Raw genomic sequence first — 14,278 nt, 5'->3', positions numbered from 1 at the left:
GGACTGAAAAAGCGTATCAGATGAGTTTCGCTCGGCATAACCGTGGAAGACCCCTCTTCAGCCAGACCGATCTTGTCTCGGCCCGGGAACGTGCTTTGCTTGCCGAAAATCAGCAATTGCGGAACAGGAATAAACGCCTGAAAGATGCGATGCTGACATTGGTAGAGCGGGTGGAAACGCAACTTCCATATCTTCAGACCCATACCCCTTTGTTCGAAAAGCCGCAGTCCAAAGGACGGGAATGGCAACACAGACATGAGAAAACACAGTATCGGAGCCGCACTCACAGGCAGGAATTTTCTCCGCCGCCGAAAATGGAAATCTATGAAACCTATCATGAGCCCATAGAATTTGGCGAACCGGCCCCGGCGATGCGTTTTGGCGCCGCAAGTACAAGAAAACCTCAGAAAAAGACGGCAGAGCCACAGCGTAACAGCAAGGCGGCCGCTGCCGACTACAGGATTTCCCCGGAACTTGCGCCGGAGGAAATTGATATCCTGAAATCACCAACACGGGATCGTCCTCACTCGAAGCCACGTGCAAGAAAAACGGTAGATGTCGTCGACCTCCACCCGTCTGATCCGGGCGAACAGGACACAGAGGCATGGTATGAAGCCGGTGATGCCAGCTCCCTCGATATACCCGATTTCGAGTTTCCGGAGGAAGAACCAATTCTGGACATCGACCTAGAACGCAAGGAAACCTTACGGGCAGCAATGCGCCGCCGTGTCAATCGGCTTCGCTGGTAAAAAGCCGCTATAACCTATATGCTGCGGCGCTAGCGCTTGATCCACTGCCGTCTCGCAATATCTGAATTTCTGACATGTTTGCACCATCAAAATATCCTCAAAAATCCCCTTTGTCCGTTCTTTACAGCTTTCGGCGGTGTCCCTATGCCATTCGGGCCAGGATGGCCATCGTTAGCTCCGGCGTTACTGTTGAACTGCGTGATATCCTTCTGAAAGACAAACCCCGGGACATGGTCGAGGCGAGCCCCAAGGCGACGGTACCGGTGTTAAAATGCCCGGATGGCATGGTTATTGAGGAGAGTCTTGATATCATGCTTTGGGCGTTGGCGCATGGCGATCCGGAATGCTGGCTACCTAATAACAGCGAGCTCAAGAAAGATATTTTTTCCCTGATCGCCGAGAACGACGGCCCTTTTAAATCGAATCTCGATCGGTATAAATATCATGTGCGCTTTCCCGAAAAATCTCGGGAGGAATATCGAAAGAGCGGGGAGACATTCCTTGAAACCTTGGAGCAACGCCTGCGTAATCAACCATATCTCGTGACGGATCGGCTCACTCTTGCGGATATGGCGATTTTCCCGTTTATCCGGCAGTTCGCAAATTCCGATATTGGCTGGTTTGAGAAAGCACCGTATCCGAACCTGCACCGCTGGCTTGACGAAAGGCTTAAGTCCCGGCAATTTCGCAATGTGATGAATAAACGCGAAATATGGAAAGAAGGGACAATCGGCATACCCTTTCCCGAGGCCGATGGAAGCTGAGTATTTCGGACAATCGGGCGCGGATTTCAGCCCGTGTGATAAATACCGTTATCGGCTTTGGCGACGATGGGGAGACGGACGCTCCGTGACCTTTATCATGCTGAACCCATCTACTGCAGACGCCACTCACAACGACCCGACCATCGAAAGGTGCCATCGCCGCGCTGTGGACATGGGATTCTCTGCCATTGAAATCGTTAACATCTTCGCCTATCGGGCCACGGACCCGAAGGAGCTGATGAAATATGTCCGTCCTGTCGGACCTGACAACGATGCCATACTGATCGACGCTGCCAGAAATGCGGATCTGGTTATCTGCGCCTGGGGTGGCCATGGAAATCATATGGGCCGGCATGATGCCGTGCGACAGCTTCTCAGAAAACATGCTATAACGCCTCATGTCCTGTCCCTGACCGCGAAGGGGTTGCCCGGCCATCCGCTTTATCTACCCTATTCGCGGAAACCGGTGCCCTGGACGGATTTTTGATTTAGAGAATGTCATGGCCAAGCTTTATTTCAACTACTCCACCATGAATGCCGGAAAATCGACAACATTGCTGCAATCGAGCTTCAACTATCAGGAGCGGGGAATGCGGCCTTTTCTGTTTACGGCGGCGATTGACGATCGATATGGCGTCGGTAAAATTGCCTCCCGCATCGGCCTTCAATCGGAAGCCCAGCTGTTTTCGGCGGACACCAATCTGTATGACATAGTGGAGTCTGAAAACCGCAATCATCCGGTTGATTGCGTCATGATCGACGAAGCCCAGTTCCTCACGAAAGAGCAGGTATTCCAGCTCACCGAAATTACGGACAAGCTCAAAATTCCGGTTCTCGCCTATGGCCTCAGAACTGATTTCCAGGGAAACCTCTTTGAAGGAAGTCAGTATCTTCTCGCCTGGTCCGATGAATTACGGGAGCTCAAGACCATCTGTCACTGTGGCAAGAAGGCGACCATGGTGATCCGTGTGAACGAAGACGGCCAACCCGTCCGCGAAGGAGCGCAAAAGGAAATCGGCGGCAATGACCGCTACGTCGCCCTCTGCCGCCTGCATTTCAAGGAAGCTGTTCATAAATAAAAAAACCAGAAGGCCGACCTGACCTTCCGGTTCAATTATTCGCAAATGACACCCTAAGTTATTCAGGACGCCAGAGCCGCATATTGCTTGAAATGATAATCGGTATTGCCGAACAGCATTTCGATTGTCGTCAGGCGTTTGAAGTAGTGGCCGATTGAATATTCGTCGGTCATTCCCATGCCGCCGTGAAGCTGGATGGACTGCTCCCCGATGAATTTTGAGGCCTGTCCGATTTGCGCCTTTGCCGCCGAGACAGCCTTGCGGCGCTCCCCCTCATCATCGAGTTCCAGTTTCATGGCCAGCATATCGGACATGGATTTGGACTGTTCCGCCTCCATATACATATCGACCATGCGATGCTGCAGCACCTGGAACTTGCCGATGGGTGTGCCGAACTGCTTGCGTTCCTTGATATACTCATTCGTGATGTTGTTTGCCGTACGCATCGCCCCGACGGCCTCCGCACATAACGCGGCTATTGTCCGGTCAACGACATTCTTGATAGCCGGAAGGGCACCGCCTTCCTTGCCCAGCAACGCATCGGAGCCGACTTTGACATCGTCCAGCTTGATGTCCGATGCGCGTTGCCCGTCAATGGTCCGATAATCACGGCGGCTAAGCCCGCTTGTATCGTTATCGACAACAAAAAGGGAGATACCATCTTCATCGCGCGATCCGCCGCCAGTCCTGGCAGAGACGATAATTTTATCCGCCGTTGCGGCATGATAGACAACGGACTTATGGCCATTCAAAACATAGCCATCGCCGGACTTGGTTGCGCTTGTCTCGACATCATTGAGATCAAAACGTGACTGCGGCTCTGCATAAGCAAAGGCGAGCATCATATTGCCTTCAATCACTTCCGGGATGATGGCCTCGATCTGGCTCTGGCTACCCGCTTCCGCAACAAGGCCGCCACCCATGACGACGGTACTCAGGAAGGGCTCCAGCACCAACCCGCTGCCCATATTCTCCATCATGATCGCCGTTTCAACGGCCGTGCCGCCGAAACCACCGACATCTTCCGAAAAGGGCAAGCCAAGCCAGCCGAGCTCCGCCATTTTCTTCCAGTGATCCTTGCTGAAACCCAGTTCCGTATCCGCCAACTTGGCCCGCGATTCTGGTGAATAGTTATCCTTTACGAACCGCTCGACGCTATCCTTGAGCAGGGTCTGTTCGTCTGAAAGTTCAAAATCCATCTTGTTATTATCCTTATAATCCCAGAACCATTTTGGAGACGATATTACGTTGAATTTCATTGCTGCCACCGTAAATAGTGGCAGCGCGAAGGTATAAATGCTCGGCCATCGGGCCATGCGCGTAGTCAGGTCCGACAGGAGCCTCATTTCGGCCCGCATAGGCCCGCTCCGCCTCATACGGTGCACCGTATATCCCAAGGGATTCCACCAGCAGGCTTGTCAGCCGTTGCTGGATTTCAGTGCCCTTGATTTTCAGCAATGACGGTTCCGCCGTCAGCTCCTTGCCGTTGGCAATCATCGAAAGATAACGCAGCTCCGTATACTCAAGAGACATCAGATCAACTTCAATGCGCGTCAGCTTGTTTATGAAGTCCTGATCTTCGGCAAGTGCTCGACCACCGCTCCGCTCCAGACTTGCAATCTCGCGCAACCGCTCAACCTGACGTTTCGACCGGGCGACCCGGGCAATTCCCGTCCGCTCGTTCCCGAGCAGGAATTTGGCATATGTCCAGCCCTTGTTCTCTTCTCCGATGCGGTTCTCGACCGGAACACGCACATCGTCGAAAAAGACTTCGTTCAGGCTGTGCTCCTTGTCCAGCCCGATGATCGGCTTCACCGTGATGCCCGGTGTTTTCATATCAATAAGAAGGAAGGAAATCCCTTCCTGCTGCTTTGCAGTGCTGTCCGTCCGAACAAGGCAGAAAATCATGTCGGCATTTTGAGCAAAAGACGTCCAGATTTTCTGGCCATTGACGACATAATGATCACCGTCCCGCACTGCCTTCGTCTGGAGGGAGGCAAGGTCTGAACCCGACCCCGGCTCGGAATAGCCCTGACACCACCAGTCATCGGAATTGAGGATGCGCGGCAGATATTTATCCTTCTGTTCCTGATTGCCGAAGGTATAGATCACCGGACCAACCATGCTGACGCCAAACGGCAGCGCAATCGGAGCGGCCGCATGCCCGAACTCATGAGCCGCGATATATTTCTGGGTAATGGTCCAGCCCGTGCCGCCATATTCCTTTGGCCAGTTTGGCGCCATCCAGCCTTTTTCATTTAGGATCTTCTGCCACCTGACCTGCCCCTCTTTGGTCGGGTGTAGCCCGCGGTCGCAACGATCCTTCACATCTGCCGGTAATGAGGTCGCAAGAAATTCCCGAACCTCATCACGGAACGCGAGATCTTCTTTGCTAAATGATAAATCCATCCCTGTTCTCCATTATTCTTATGGGTTTCTTAACTGCCCATTTCCAGCCTATGCTAGGACGGGTTTTTCTCTATTGCAAGTTTACCGTTCAATATGGCGTCCCGGTCAGGCTCCGGCAAGTGTTCCCTTGCGTCAACCTCCCGTATTTCCTCAAATATGAGGAGGTACGAACTCAGAAAAGACGGAATCGGGCCAGCCCGTCCCGCTCGACCTGTTGGACAAGGCCAACCTCCCATGTCAGATAGGCTTCCATACGGCGCCGGACAGCCTCTTTGTCATTCGTATCGTACGGCTTGTACCAGACATCTTCGGGCTTGCTTAACAGGCGTGTATCACCGCTTTCCATGGCGAGCGATGCCGCCGCCCAGGCGTCCGTTCCGCCTTCCAGCACACGCACAATCGCATCAGGACGAAGCGCTGCCATTTCGGAGGTGGTCAAATGCGCGAGTTCGCCGTCTGGTGAGGTCAGGATAATCAGACCGGCGGCGGGAATAAAGATGTGGTCTTCCGCGAGCCGCGACCGGATGGCCCAATATGCCCCTGGTACATGCCCTCCTCTATACTCAAGGGATGTCGCCAGATCGATCACGGCAACCGGTTCCCCGGAGGAAAGCACCGCATCCAGTTCATAGGGCGACAGGGTTTGTGCGCGCGGGATGTCAACCGCCGGAGCAGACCCCTGTTCGGTCTTTTCCGCAGTCGGCAAGGTCAATACATAAACTTCGGGCCAGTTCATCTGGACAAGCCAGGACGCCGTCATAATGGCCCTGACCGCGTCATCATCCGCAAGGACAAGCCGACTGTTGCGGACGGCGACATATTCATCCGTCGCCTGTACCAGCTGTCCGCCCGGCGCATGACTGGCCCCCGGTAGATGCCCCGTGCGATATTCATCCTCGCCCCGGACATCCAGAATGTACAGACTGCGGTCTGTCGCTTCATCCTTAAGGGCCTGAAGTTCCTCAAGTCCGATCTGTTTGACGCCAAAACGCTTCGCCACCTCTTGCGCCGCTTTCCGGCTTTTTGCGAGTGCCTCCGGCCCCGGTAGAGGCGCTACGGCATCCTCCCTGTGAGCAAGATCGAGATCAGCAAGATACCAGCCCATTGTGCCGTCTTTAAGCGCTGAAACAGGATTTTTTATGCCTGCATTGATAAGCGACTGCGCCCCGATAATACTGCGTGTCCGACCGGCGCAATTGACAACAATCTGGGTTTTCTCATCCAGGACCGTCTCATATACCCGGTGCACCAGCTCGGCCCCCGGCATATCGATCCCGCTTGGAATCGACATCCGGTGAAACTCCGGAAAGGGGCGGCTATCCAGTATAATAATGTCTTCCCCCGATGCCTGTCGCTTCGCAAGATCACTTGCGGTCACATGAGGCGTTCCGCACGCCTCTTCAACGAATTCCCCGAAAGCCTTGCTTGGAACATTCACACCTGTAAACAACTCCAAGCCCGCATCATGCCAACCGACAACCCCGCCCTCAACCAATGTGATCCTGTCGTATCCAAGCTCTGCAAGTTTTGCGGCTGCTCGTTCCGCCAGCGGAAGCTCCGGACCCTGATCAAGAATATAGATCTGGACGGAACGGCGCGGCAACAATCGCGGCGCTTTAAGTTCCAAATGACTTAACGGCAGAGGAACGGCGAAAAAAGGATGCCCTTCAGAATGAACCCCCTGTTCCCGAACGTCGATCAGGGCGTATTCGCCTTCCTCTTCCTTCATTATCCGGTGCAGGGATGCCGGAGAAATAATTTCAAAACTCAATGCCGTGCCTCGCGGATATCCGTATGGGCCGGAAAAACATCCCATTCGCGCTCGCGCTCATTCCAGAACTTTCTCTCATGAAGCTGTTCGAGGCCCAGTCCATACATGTGGAAATTCATAACCGGCTTTCCGGCATTTATATGGATCGTATGGAACTCACCGGTCATGATGGCGACCCCTTTTCCCGGCTCCACCATTTTGCTGTCTATCTGTTCCACACCGTCCGGTACTTTTTTATAAAAACGGTTTTCCTCCTGCCCCTCGATCCCGACGATGACGGCCCAGGTGGTATGGTCATGCGGCGGCGCATTCACATCGCCGCTTGCAACATTCAGATATAAAGCAAAGCCATGGTCCTCATCCTCGGACAGGCGATAGAGACAGCTCCGGCGCTTTGAGTCCGCCTCCGGCGGCGGAAAATCCTCAAGTGAAAATAAATCCCGACGCGCCGCAAGTCCGATCAGATCATCCTTGATGTCACTCAATATTTCGGGGGTTATTTCCTGATTGGCCGCCCGGTCTCGAATCCTGTCGACGGTCTCTGAAATTGCCCTTCTGCGATCTTCCCCGGCCATCATTCCGCTCCCTTTTTTGTTTGCCTTTATATTTAGCATCCTGCACCTTGCAAGGAAAGGATAACAGCTTAAAAAAATCCGGCGGAGGCGCAAAAGACATGTTCAGGAAAATTATCCTCGGGATCGTCCTTATCCTTGTCATCCTTGTCGGTGTCCTTGCCTATAAAACTTTCACCAACACACCGGATATGATCGCCGTTGACCCCGTTGAGATGTCTTCCTTTGATGTTGACGCCGCTGCGGCGCGTCTTGCGGAAGCTGTCCAGATCAAAACCATTTCCGCAGATCGGGACAGCCCTGTTGCCGCCGCTGAATTCGACAGGCTGCACTTGCTGATCAATGCCTCTTTCCCGCTCGTTCATCAGTCATTGAAGCGTGAGGTCGTCGGGGGCCACAGCCTTCTCTATACATGGGAAGGAAGCGACCCGTCGCTGCCTCCGGCCCTTCTCATGGGACATATGGACGTTGTCCCCGTAGAACCCGGTACAGAATCGGATTGGCAGGAGGAGCCCTTCTCCGGCGTAATCAAGGATGGGGCGATCTGGGGTCGCGGCACTCTCGATGATAAATTATCCGTCTTTGCCATACTGGAAGCGGCGGAACTGCAGCTTGCCGACGGTTTTAAACCGAAGCGCACCCTTTATTTCGCCTTTGGCCATGATGAAGAGGTGGGCGGCGTGAATGGCGCTGCGGAAATAGCCGCGCTTCTGAAAAGCCGGGGGGTCAGACTGGCCTTCACCCTCGATGAAGGCATGGTCATCGTGCAAGGACTAATGCCGGGCATTGACGCACCGATTGCCTTCATCGCCCTTGCGGAGAAAGGGTATCTGACGCTCCAGCTTACGGCAACGACGGAGGGTGGTCATTCTTCCATTCCGCCGCGGACGACTGCGATCGGAAAGCTCGCCCGGGCCATTGCCCGGATCGAGGAAAACCGTCTTCCGGCCGCCCTCAATAGCCCGGCATCGGATATGTTCGACACTTTGGCGCCGCATATGTCGCTACCGCTGAAAGCCATCATATCGAACCGCTGGCTGCTTGATCCGGTTCTGGTTGGAGAGCTTGGCAAAGGCGGCGCAACAAATGCGATGGTACGCACCACAACGGCGGTCACCATCGCCGAAGGCGGCACCAAAGACAATGTATTGCCATCTCAGGCATCCGCGACAGTGAATTTCCGTCTGTTACCGGATACGAGCATTCAGGACGTCATCAACCATGTCACAAATGTCATCGACGATCCGGATATCGACATAACGACAAAGCAGGGCAACGAAGCCTCCCGTATCTCCAGCGAGGACGCCGAAGGATATCAGATGATTGAACGTACGATCCGGGAGACGCTTCCCGATGTCCTGATATCCCCGGGGTTGATGCTGGCCGGGTCCGACAGCAAGCATTATGAGGAGGTTGCCGAGAATAACTATCGCTTTGTCCCGATGCGCTTCGGACCGGAGGATCTGGCGCGCATACATGGCACCAACGAGCGGATCATCATTGAGAATTACGCGGAGATCATTCAGTTCTATCGTCGCCTGATGGAGAATGCCGGCGGCTGATAAGGGTTAGTGCCGCCGCGCCTGAACGATAACCGCATCGATATTCTTCTCTCCCAATGCGCGGATCGCTTCCAGCCTGTGCTGCCCTTCGATGAGGACATACCTATCCTTCCCCAGCCGGACCTGTATCGGAGATTTCTGACCATTCTCTAGGATGTCTTCCGCCAGTTCATCCACACGCGTCTGGTTCAGAAGTTTGCGTGTCTTGCTTGGCACATAGATTTTCTCGATCTCAATGATAACGGTTTTCATCCAGCGCCCCGAATTATTGTTGGAACCGTGCGACACTGACCAGTTTTTTCTCACAACAGGCAATCCCGCAGCGTCTACCTGTCAGTTGTAGACGATGGAGAGCAGGATGACAGAAAAAGGCGATAGAGATAAGTGGGAATTTTATCAGGATCACAATGAGAAGCATCACAAATGGCGATGGCGGCGAACCGCTCCGAATGGCCGGATTGTTGGTGCCTCGACACAGGGCTATGCGGAAAAGGAAGAATGCGTCGAGAATGCCGTTCGAAATGGCTTCGTCCAATCAGCCGACTGAGCGAATTATTTATTGTTTCACAGGGCGGATTTCAGCAGATGGCGGAGAAATCCCGTCATCCGCCTGCCGGATTTCCATCAATGCCTGACGAACAATAACCCAGGCACTTTGTAACGCCAAGCTTGCCATTATTGAAGCTACAATAAAGTCCGGCCAGCCTGTGCCCGTCCCAAACACCCCGACCGCAGCGGCCAGAACGGCAAAATTGCCAATGACGTCGTTACGGGTACAGAGCCAGACGGAGCGCATGTTACTATCGCCGTACCTGTATGCCCAAAGCATGGCGAATATGGCAGCGTTGGCGAAGAGCGCAATCGTACCAACAACGCCCATGGTCACAGCACCCGGCACTGTCCCGAGGAGAGCATTGAAAACTGCAGTCCCCAGAACCCAAACGCCAAACAGGGCCATAACTAGACCTTTAAAAAGGGCGGCTTTGGCGCGAACCCGTAAAGCCATGCTGAAAACAAAGAGGCTTATTCCGTAATTACTTGCATCCCCCAGAAAATCGAGTGCGTCTGCCTGCAACGAAACGGAATCTGCGGCCAACCCAGCGACAACTTCAATCAGAAACATGCCGCCGTTAACAATCAAGGCAATCCAGAGGATCAATCGATATCGCCCAGACAGCGGCGCACCCCGATTATCGAAATTATTTCCGCCGCAGCAATGCTTGCTCATCTCTCCAACAATCCTCTCAAATCGCAGATAGACTAACATTCGGAAGGCCTATCCCGTCAAGAGCCTTGTCAAGTCAAATAGTGCCGCAACATGCTTGCGCAATCTCAGATAATCGCCATACTTGCCGAAACGTACTGAGAAGAGACTTCCTGAATGACTTCCTCCCCCATACCCGAGGGCTTCCGCCCTTTTGAATCACGTGGCCTTTTCACGGAAAAAATTGGTCCCCTGTATACAAAAGCCGATGGCGACAACACGATTTTCGGCTTCCTTGCGGATGAGAGCCATACCAATAGCAACGGTGTTGTCCATGGCGGCATGATGCTCAGTTTTCTCGATGAAGCAATGGGCCAGCTGGTCTGGTATGCCCTGGATAAAAAGCGCTGCGCCACCATTACGCTGAACAGTGACTTCGTAGCCTCCGCCAAGCCGGGCGACTGGATTGAGGCCCATGCGAAAATTAACAAAAAAGGTCTTGCCGTTGTGTTTGTTCGGGGTGAATTGCTGGTTGATGACCAGCGCATTATGACGGCCGACGGTATCTGGAAGATCATAGGAAAATAGCTGATCATGACAACGCAGTTTACATACGCGGAGATCAAAGCGGCGCAGCAGCGCATTTCTCCGTATATTCGCCGGACGCCACAGTTTGAACTTGAACTCGACACCAGCCTTCGGGTCTCCGCCAAGCTGGAAAATCTGCAGCTTTCCGGCTCCTTCAAGATACGTGGCGCATTGAACACAGTCTTAAGCCTCTCGGAGGCGGAATTAAAACGCGGCCTCGTCACGGCGTCAGGCGGCAATCATGGTATGGGCGTTGCGACGGCTGGCGCTCTTACACGCACCCCCACAACGATATATCTGCCGGAAAATACGCCGCAGTCGAAGATCGACAAACTTCGTAAAGTCGCGACGGAAGTTGTGGTGCAGGGGGCTGTCTGGGATGATGCAAACGCTCTTGCGTTAGCTGCGGCCGAAACAGGCCGCTGCTATATACATCCCTTTGCTGATGTCCGTGTCCTCGCGGGTCAGGGAACGCTCGGGATGGAAATCCTTCAGGATGCGCCGGATCTGGATGTTCTTCTGGTCGCCATTGGCGGCGGCGGACTGATTTCAGGCGTTGCGACGGCCGTAAAAACCCTGAAGCCGGATATCAAGGTGATCGGAGTCGAAGCTGTCGGTGCCCCGACATTGAAAGAAAGCATTGATGCCGGAACGCTTGTCACTCTTGAGAAAATAGAGACGAAGGCAGGAACCCTAGCGCCACGCCGGTCTGCCGATATAAATTTCCGCATTATTTCGGAACTCGTCGATGATATCGTTCTGGTGACAGACCCTGAGATGAAAAGCGCCGCCGAATGGCTCTGGGAGAACGTCGGCCTCGGCGTTGAACTTTCCGCCGCCGCTGCAGTTGCCGCCTTGCGCGCCGGTAGCTTCCAGCCTGATCCAGATGCGAATGTTGGGGTGATTATTTGCGGTGCCGGACCGGATGGGTTTCCCGCGACCTGATAAAGAAATTCGTGCATACGGTTTCCATTGACCGCACTCCCCTTTGCAACGTAACCTGAGCCTAATACAGGGAAATATAATGTGTTCTGGGGAATGACATGTCTGATTTTTTGTGGGAGAAATCTTACCCCAAAGGGGTAAAATGGGAAATTGAGATCGAGGAAAAGCCGGTCTATGCCCTTCTTGATGAAGCGGTTGCAAAATGGCCGAATAACTATGCCATCGATTTCATGGACAAGCGCATCACCTATGCGGAACTGGATGACATGGTCGACCGGGCCGCCAAAGGTTTCCGGGAACTTGGGGTGAAAGAAGGCGTACATGTCGGACTTTACCTCCCCAACACGCCCCATTACATCGTCTGCTTTTTCGGTATCCTGAAGGCGGGAGGGACGGTCGTCAATTACTCGCCGCTCGATGCTGAACGCGAACTACGCCATAAGATCGGCGACAGCCATACCGATTTCATGATGACTTTGGATCTGGAAGTTCTTTATCCCAAGATTGCCGGAATGTTGAATGAAACCCGGCTGAAAAAGATCATAGTGGGCTGCCTGAAGGAAGTACTGCCGTTCCCGAAAAACTTCCTGTATCCGATCGTCAAGTCAAAGGAAATCTCGAAGGTTCCCGATGATGAGCACCACATGACCTTCAAGCAGCTCCTGGCCAATGACGGAAAAGGCGAGGCCGCGCCTGTTGCAGATCCGTCTGAAAAAGTCGCTGTTCTGCAATATACCGGCGGAACAACCGGCCTGCCCAAGGGTGCAATGCTTACCCATAAAAACTTGATTGCCGCATGTCAGCAGCTTCGCGCCATGCAGCAGGGCGATGAACCTGTTCTTGTTGACGGAACCGAGAAGGTGCTGGCCGTGCTGCCGCTCTTCCATATCTATGCGCTGACGGTGATCATGAATTTCGGCATTGCCGGCGGTTCGGAAATCATCCTGCATCCGAAGTTCGAACTTGATGCCGTCATGAAGGATCTGAGCAAGAAGAAACCGACGGTTTTTCCCGGCGTTCCGACAATGTATATGGCGATTGCCAATCATCCGGATATTGCAAAATTCGATCTTTCCTCTCTTAAATTCTGTGCATCCGGAGGCGCGCCGCTACCCGTTGATGTTCAGGAACAGTTTCAGCGCGTGACCGGATGCCGTCTGCTGGAGGGTTGGGGCATGACCGAAACCTCTCCGTCCGGTACGTCAACGCCGATGACGGACAAACGGGTCGCGGGGGCCGCGGGCGTTCCCCTGCCCGGCATTGAAATCCGCATCCTTGATGTGGACGACAAGAGTAAGGTCATGGCAACCGGAGAGATCGGGGAGATCGCGATCAAGGGTCCCAATGTCATGAAGGGATACTGGAACAAGCCCGATGTAACGGCGGAAAGCTTTGTCGGCGACTTTTTCCTGACCGGCGATACCGGCTATCTCGATGAAGATGGTTACATGCATATTGTTGACCGGACAAAGGACATGATTACCTCCGGCGGTTTCAACGTCTATCCACGCATCATCGAGGAAGCCATTTTCGAGCATCCTTCCGTGGCGGAAGTTACGGTTGTCGGCATTCCGGACGATTATCGCGGCGAGGCGGCGAAGGCCTTTATCAAACTGTCCCCGAATGGCAAGGAATTTTCGCTCGAAGAACTACGCGAGTTTCTGAGTGACAAGCTGGGCAAGCATGAATTGCCTGCCGCCGTTGAGTTCCGCCCCGAGCTTCCGAAAACTCTTGTTGGCAAGCTTTCCAAGAAGGAGCTTGTGGAAGAGGAACGGCAGAAATATGAGGCCCGGAAAAAAGCGGACGCGTAAAGCGGGCCCGAAAACCAGAGGAGTCTGTAGCGTGGTATGAGTAGTTTTCTCGCGATTGATTTTGAAACCGCCAATAATGCCGCCGACAGCGCCTGTGCTGTTGGTCTGGTACGAGTGGAGGATGGAAAAATTGCGCGCGAGAAAGCGTTTCTTATATGCCCGCCAAGTTCCGAATTTTATTTCACCCATATTCACGGCCTCACATGGGAAGATGTGGCCGGGTCACCTGATTTCGGAGCACTCTGGCCCGAGATCGAAACCTGGCTAGAGGGCGTGGATTTTCTAGCGGCCCATAATTCAGGATTTGATTCGAGGGTCCTGAAGAATTGCTGCGAACGCTATGCGCTTAATACCCCGCAAACCGAATTTATCTGCACAGTGCAACTTGCCCGCCGGATGTGGGAGGTGCGCCCTACCAGACTTCCAAATGTCGCGCATTTTCTGGGGCTCGAGCTCAATCACCACAATGCCCTGTCCGACAGCCGCGCCTGTGCCAATATTGTTATTGCCGCAGAACGCGACGGCTGGTCCTTCGAAAACGGGTTCGACAACGTCGGCGAGCGGTATATCGCGATCGACCAGCTTTAACCGCAGTTATATTTCAGTTTCCTTTATTGCGAATCATTCTTAAAAATTATTGACGACATTATTGTTACTAATTAATAATGAGAACTATTCTCAATAAATGGAGCGTAGAATGATCCTTATCAGGAATCTGACCCCGGCCAGCCTAGCCTCTCTTATGATAAAATCTGCGGAAGAAGAGCGCGCCGCGCGCTTGCTCTGCAAGCAACCCTGTGAGGTTTATCGCGATCCGCAAATCC

Annotated in this window: 16 protein-coding genes; 10 read left to right on the top strand and 6 right to left on the bottom strand. The window is 53.5% G+C overall.

Annotated features, from left to right (window positions below; translation table 11 throughout):
* Nucleotides 1–20 precede the first annotated feature (20 nt).
* The 4 genes from AAC599_RS12430 to AAC599_RS12415 all read left to right on the top strand — a co-directional run bounded on the left by AAC599_RS12430 (nucleotide 21) and on the right by AAC599_RS12415 (nucleotide 2,592).
* Nucleotides 21–749 (top strand): hypothetical protein, encoded by a 729-nt coding sequence (locus AAC599_RS12430; RefSeq protein WP_340150724.1) that lies wholly within the window; start codon nucleotides 21–23, stop codon nucleotides 747–749.
* Nucleotides 750–823: 74 nt separating this feature from the next.
* Nucleotides 824–1,513 (top strand): glutathione S-transferase, encoded by a 690-nt coding sequence (locus AAC599_RS12425; protein WP_340150723.1) that lies wholly within the window; start codon nucleotides 824–826, stop codon nucleotides 1,511–1,513.
* Nucleotides 1,503–2,000, top strand: a complete 498-nt coding sequence (locus AAC599_RS12420; RefSeq protein ID WP_340150722.1) for a DUF1643 domain-containing protein — start codon at nucleotides 1,503–1,505, stop codon at nucleotides 1,998–2,000. The genes AAC599_RS12425 and AAC599_RS12420 overlap by 11 nt, the downstream gene beginning before the upstream one ends.
* A 13-nt stretch (nucleotides 2,001–2,013) precedes the next feature.
* Nucleotides 2,014–2,592, top strand: a complete 579-nt coding sequence (locus tag AAC599_RS12415; RefSeq protein ID WP_340150721.1) for a thymidine kinase — start codon at nucleotides 2,014–2,016, stop codon at nucleotides 2,590–2,592.
* Between the two features lie 62 nt (nucleotides 2,593–2,654).
* Here the strand turns inward: AAC599_RS12415 and AAC599_RS12410 are convergent, their stop codons facing one another.
* The 4 genes from AAC599_RS12410 to AAC599_RS12395 all read right to left on the bottom strand — a co-directional run bounded on the left by AAC599_RS12410 (nucleotide 2,655) and on the right by AAC599_RS12395 (nucleotide 7,350).
* Nucleotides 2,655–3,791, bottom strand: a complete 1,137-nt coding sequence (locus AAC599_RS12410) for an acyl-CoA dehydrogenase family protein (RefSeq protein ID WP_340150720.1) — start codon at nucleotides 3,789–3,791, stop codon at nucleotides 2,655–2,657.
* Nucleotides 3,792–3,804: 13 nt separating this feature from the next.
* Complete coding sequence (locus AAC599_RS12405; RefSeq protein WP_340150719.1) at nucleotides 3,805–5,001, bottom strand: acyl-CoA dehydrogenase family protein; 1,197 nt, start codon at nucleotides 4,999–5,001, stop codon at nucleotides 3,805–3,807.
* A gap of 172 nt (nucleotides 5,002–5,173) precedes the next feature.
* Nucleotides 5,174–6,772 (bottom strand): rhodanese-like domain-containing protein, encoded by a 1,599-nt coding sequence (locus AAC599_RS12400; protein ID WP_340150718.1) that lies wholly within the window; start codon nucleotides 6,770–6,772, stop codon nucleotides 5,174–5,176.
* Nucleotides 6,769–7,350: a hypothetical protein gene (locus AAC599_RS12395; protein ID WP_340150717.1), complete on the bottom strand. Its 582-nt coding sequence runs from the start codon at nucleotides 7,348–7,350 to the stop codon at nucleotides 6,769–6,771. The genes AAC599_RS12400 and AAC599_RS12395 overlap by 4 nt, the downstream gene beginning before the upstream one ends.
* Between AAC599_RS12395 and AAC599_RS12390 the strand changes: the two genes are divergently transcribed.
* A complete protein-coding gene (locus tag AAC599_RS12390; RefSeq protein WP_340150716.1) occupies nucleotides 7,320–8,906 on the top strand; it encodes a M20 family peptidase in 1,587 nt (528 codons plus the stop codon). The genes AAC599_RS12395 and AAC599_RS12390 overlap by 31 nt on opposite strands.
* A 6-nt stretch (nucleotides 8,907–8,912) precedes the next feature.
* Here the strand turns inward: AAC599_RS12390 and AAC599_RS12385 are convergent, their stop codons facing one another.
* Nucleotides 8,913–9,158 carry a ParB N-terminal domain-containing protein gene (locus AAC599_RS12385; RefSeq protein WP_340150715.1) on the bottom strand — a complete coding sequence of 82 codons (246 nt, stop codon included), beginning with the start codon at nucleotides 9,156–9,158 and terminating at the stop codon, nucleotides 8,913–8,915.
* A 106-nt stretch (nucleotides 9,159–9,264) separates the two neighbouring features.
* Here AAC599_RS12385 and AAC599_RS12380 point away from each other — a divergent pair, with 106 nt between their 5' ends.
* Nucleotides 9,265–9,453, top strand: a complete 189-nt coding sequence (locus AAC599_RS12380; RefSeq protein ID WP_340150714.1) for a DUF1508 domain-containing protein — start codon at nucleotides 9,265–9,267, stop codon at nucleotides 9,451–9,453.
* 9 nt (nucleotides 9,454–9,462) lie between these two features.
* Here the strand turns inward: AAC599_RS12380 and AAC599_RS12375 are convergent, their stop codons facing one another.
* Nucleotides 9,463–10,173 carry a cation transporter gene (locus AAC599_RS12375; RefSeq protein ID WP_340150713.1) on the bottom strand — a complete coding sequence of 237 codons (711 nt, stop codon included), beginning with the start codon at nucleotides 10,171–10,173 and terminating at the stop codon, nucleotides 9,463–9,465.
* A gap of 114 nt (nucleotides 10,174–10,287) precedes the next feature.
* Here AAC599_RS12375 and AAC599_RS12370 point away from each other — a divergent pair, with 114 nt between their 5' ends.
* The 4 genes from AAC599_RS12370 (at nucleotide 10,288) to AAC599_RS12355 (ending at nucleotide 14,042) form a co-directional block, all read left to right on the top strand.
* A complete protein-coding gene (locus tag AAC599_RS12370) occupies nucleotides 10,288–10,698 on the top strand; it encodes a PaaI family thioesterase (RefSeq protein ID WP_340150712.1) in 411 nt (136 codons plus the stop codon).
* 6 nt (nucleotides 10,699–10,704) lie between these two features.
* Nucleotides 10,705–11,643, top strand: a complete 939-nt coding sequence (locus AAC599_RS12365; protein ID WP_340150711.1) for a threonine/serine dehydratase — start codon at nucleotides 10,705–10,707, stop codon at nucleotides 11,641–11,643.
* A 98-nt stretch (nucleotides 11,644–11,741) separates the two neighbouring features.
* Nucleotides 11,742–13,454 (top strand): long-chain fatty acid--CoA ligase, encoded by a 1,713-nt coding sequence (locus AAC599_RS12360; RefSeq protein WP_340150710.1) that lies wholly within the window; start codon nucleotides 11,742–11,744, stop codon nucleotides 13,452–13,454.
* Nucleotides 13,455–13,490: 36 nt separating this feature from the next.
* Complete coding sequence (locus tag AAC599_RS12355; protein WP_340150709.1) at nucleotides 13,491–14,042, top strand: 3'-5' exonuclease; 552 nt, start codon at nucleotides 13,491–13,493, stop codon at nucleotides 14,040–14,042.
* Nucleotides 14,043–14,278 lie beyond the last annotated feature (236 nt).

The sequence above is a fragment of the uncultured Sneathiella sp. genome, from assembly GCF_963976355.1.
Classification (GTDB): Bacteria; Pseudomonadota; Alphaproteobacteria; order Sneathiellales; family Sneathiellaceae; genus Sneathiella.
Note: the sequence above shows the minus strand (reverse complement) of the source record. Positions and strands in the feature narration are given on the sequence as shown.

Excerpts from the sequence above, each read along its gene's own strand:
- AAC599_RS12425 (WP_340150723.1), top strand. The coding sequence starts at position 824 with ATGTTTGCACCATCAAAATATCCTCAAAAATCCCCTTTGTCCGTTCTT.
- AAC599_RS12360 (WP_340150710.1), top strand. The coding sequence starts at position 11,742 with ATGTCTGATTTTTTGTGGGAGAAATCTTACCCCAAAGGGGTAAAATGG.
- AAC599_RS12415 (WP_340150721.1), top strand. The coding sequence starts at position 2,014 with ATGGCCAAGCTTTATTTCAACTACTCCACCATGAATGCCGGAAAATCG.
- AAC599_RS12355 (WP_340150709.1), top strand. The coding sequence starts at position 13,491 with ATGAGTAGTTTTCTCGCGATTGATTTTGAAACCGCCAATAATGCCGCC.
- AAC599_RS12405 (WP_340150719.1), bottom strand. The coding sequence starts at position 5,001 with ATGGATTTATCATTTAGCAAAGAAGATCTCGCGTTCCGTGATGAGGTT.
- AAC599_RS12365 (WP_340150711.1), top strand. The coding sequence starts at position 10,705 with ATGACAACGCAGTTTACATACGCGGAGATCAAAGCGGCGCAGCAGCGC.
- AAC599_RS12420 (WP_340150722.1), top strand. The coding sequence starts at position 1,503 with ATGGAAGCTGAGTATTTCGGACAATCGGGCGCGGATTTCAGCCCGTGT.
- AAC599_RS12385 (WP_340150715.1), bottom strand. The coding sequence starts at position 9,158 with ATGAAAACCGTTATCATTGAGATCGAGAAAATCTATGTGCCAAGCAAG.
- AAC599_RS12370 (WP_340150712.1), top strand. The coding sequence starts at position 10,288 with ATGACTTCCTCCCCCATACCCGAGGGCTTCCGCCCTTTTGAATCACGT.
- AAC599_RS12375 (WP_340150713.1), bottom strand. The coding sequence starts at position 10,173 with ATGTTAGTCTATCTGCGATTTGAGAGGATTGTTGGAGAGATGAGCAAG.
- AAC599_RS12430 (WP_340150724.1), top strand. The coding sequence starts at position 21 with ATGAGTTTCGCTCGGCATAACCGTGGAAGACCCCTCTTCAGCCAGACC.
- AAC599_RS12395 (WP_340150717.1), bottom strand. The coding sequence starts at position 7,350 with ATGATGGCCGGGGAAGATCGCAGAAGGGCAATTTCAGAGACCGTCGAC.
- AAC599_RS12410 (WP_340150720.1), bottom strand. The coding sequence starts at position 3,791 with ATGGATTTTGAACTTTCAGACGAACAGACCCTGCTCAAGGATAGCGTC.
- AAC599_RS12380 (WP_340150714.1), top strand. The coding sequence starts at position 9,265 with ATGACAGAAAAAGGCGATAGAGATAAGTGGGAATTTTATCAGGATCAC.